General features: G+C 68.4%; 2 protein-coding genes. Both read left to right on the top strand.

Going from position 1 to position 2,471, the window contains the following annotated elements; all coding sequences use genetic code 11:
• On the top strand, positions 1 to 978 hold a 978-nt coding region (locus tag G6020_RS13765; protein WP_347238380.1), incomplete at its 5' end, for a putative PEP-binding protein.
• Positions 979 to 1,131: 153 nt separating this feature from the next.
• On the top strand, positions 1,132 to 2,471 hold a 1,340-nt coding region (locus G6020_RS13770), incomplete at its 3' end, for an acyl-CoA dehydrogenase family protein (protein WP_182611003.1).

Consider the following 2,471-nt stretch of genomic DNA (forward strand, 5'->3'; position numbering starts at 1 on the left):
GCCGCCGAACAGGCTCCCGCCGACGCGGGTCGGGCGCCCGAGGTGAGGACCCGCGAGGTCACCGCGACCGCGGTGTACGTCAACCTCGCGACCCCCGACGCCGCGGCCCGGGTCGCCGCGATGGACGTCGATGGCGTGGGCCTGTTGCGCGCGGAGTTCCTCATCACCAGCGCGCTGGACGGCGTCCACCCGCGCACGCTCATCGCCGAGGGCAGGGCGGAGGAGTACGTGGGACGGATGGCCTCCGGCATCAGCACGATCGCCGCGGCCTTCGACCCCCGACCGGTGGTCTACCGCGCCACGGACCTGCGTTCCAACGAGTTCCGTGGCCTGCTCGGCGGCGAGGTCGAGGCCGAGGAGCGCAACCCGATGATCGGCTACCGCGGGTGCTTCCGCTACACGCAGGAACCGGACCTGTTCCGACTGGAGCTGGACGCGTTGGCCCGGGTGCGGCAGAAGCACGGCAACCTGCACCTGATGATCCCGTTCGTCCGCACCGGGTGGGAGCTCCGGGCCTGCCTGGACATCATCGACGCCCACCCGATCGGCCGGGACAAGGGACTCAAGCGATGGATCATGGCCGAGGTCCCGTCGGTCGTCCACTGGATCCCCGAGTACGCCGCGATGGGCATCGACGGGGTCTCGATCGGGTCCAACGACCTCACCCAGCTGACGCTCGGGGTGGACCGCGACTCCGAGGTCTGCGCGGAGCTCTTCGACTCGATGGACCCGGCGGTTCTGGCGTTCATCGACCAGATCATCGACCGCTGCCATGAATCGGGACTCACGGTCTCGCTGTGCGGGCAGGCCGCCTCGACCGACCCGGCGATGGCCGAACACCTCGTCCGCAAAGGCGTGACGTCGGTGTCGGTCACACCGGACTACGCGGAGATCACCCGGCGGACCGTGGCGCGGGCCGAGAAATCGATCCTGCTCGATGCGGCCCGATCGGCCGCGCGCCGCCCACCTGCGAAATAAGAGTCTTTCCTCACCTTGGACGGATCGCTGACGACGCACTAACATCTGTCTTGTTACCGACGGGTAGGTTCCGGTGCGCCCATGGACACCAGTGCCGACCCGCGCGGCCACCTCCATTGCCACGACACCGCACTCCGATCGGAGAAGACCGTAATGGGTCACTACAAGAGCAACGTCCGCGATCTCGAGTTCAACATGTTCGAGGTCCTGCGCATGAACGAGGCACTCGACGCCGGCGAGTTCGGCGACATGGACACCGAGACCGCCCGGGGCATCCTCTCCGAGGTCGCGACCCTCACCGAGGGCCCGGTCGCCGAGTCCTTCTCGTCGGCCGACCGCAACCCGCCGGTCTTCGACCCCGAGACCCACTCGGTCTCCCTGCCCGAGGACTTCAAGAAGTCGTTCCGCGCCTGGTACGACGCCGGCTACTGGTCGATGGGACTGCCGGAGGAGCTCGGCGGGATGCCGGCCCCCCGCGCGATGGTGTGGGCCACCGGCGAGATGATGCTCGGGGCCAACCCGGCGGCGTTCATGTACGGCGCCGGCCCCGCCTTCGCCGCCGTCCTCTACGAGAACGGCACCGAGGAGCAGAAGCAGTGGGCCGCCACCTGCGTCGAGCGCGGCTGGGGAGCGACCATGGTCCTCACCGAGCCCGACGCCGGCTCCGATGTCGGTTCCGGCCGCACGAAGGCGGTCAAGCAGGACGACGGCTCCTGGCACATCGAGGGCGTCAAGCGCTTCATCACCTCGGCCGACTCCGACGACATGTTCGAGAACATCTTCCACCTGGTCCTGGCGCGCCCCGAGGGCGCCGGCCCCGGCACCAAGGGCCTGTCGCTGTTCTTCGTGCCCAAGTTCCACTTCGACTTCGAGAAGAACGAGATGGGCGAGCGCAACGGGGTGTTCGTCACCGGCGTCGAGCACAAGATGGGCCTCAAGGTCTCCACGACCTGCGAACTGACCTTCGGCGGTCACGGCGTGCCCGCCAAGGGCTGGATGGTCGGCGGCGACGAGCTCAACCAGGGCATCCGCCAGATGTTCGATGTCATCGAGCACGCGCGCATGATGGTCGGCACCAAGGCCATCTCCACCCTGTCGACGGGCTACCTCAACGCCCTGGAGTTCGCCAAGGAGCGCGTCCAGGGTGGCGACATGGTCGAGATGGCCGACAAGAACGCCCCCCGCGTGACCATCACCCACCACCCGGACGTGCGCCGGGCGCTCATCCGCCAGAAGGCGTTCGCCGAGGGCCTGCGCGCGGTGTACATGTACACCGCCGCCCACCAGGACGTCGAGATCGCCGAGCGCGTCTCCGGTGCCGACGGCGAGCTCGCCCACCGCGTCAACGACCTGCTCCTGCCGATCGTCAAGGGTGTCGGGTCCGAGCGGGCGTACGAGCTGCTCACCGAGTCGCTTCAGACCTTCGGCGGGTCGGGCTTCCTGCAGGACTACCCGATCGAGCAGTACATCCGCGACGCCAAGATCGACTCCCT

This window comes from Dietzia sp. B19, assembly GCF_014145155.1.
GTDB classification, from domain to species: Bacteria; Actinomycetota; Actinomycetes; order Mycobacteriales; family Mycobacteriaceae; genus Dietzia; species Dietzia natronolimnaea.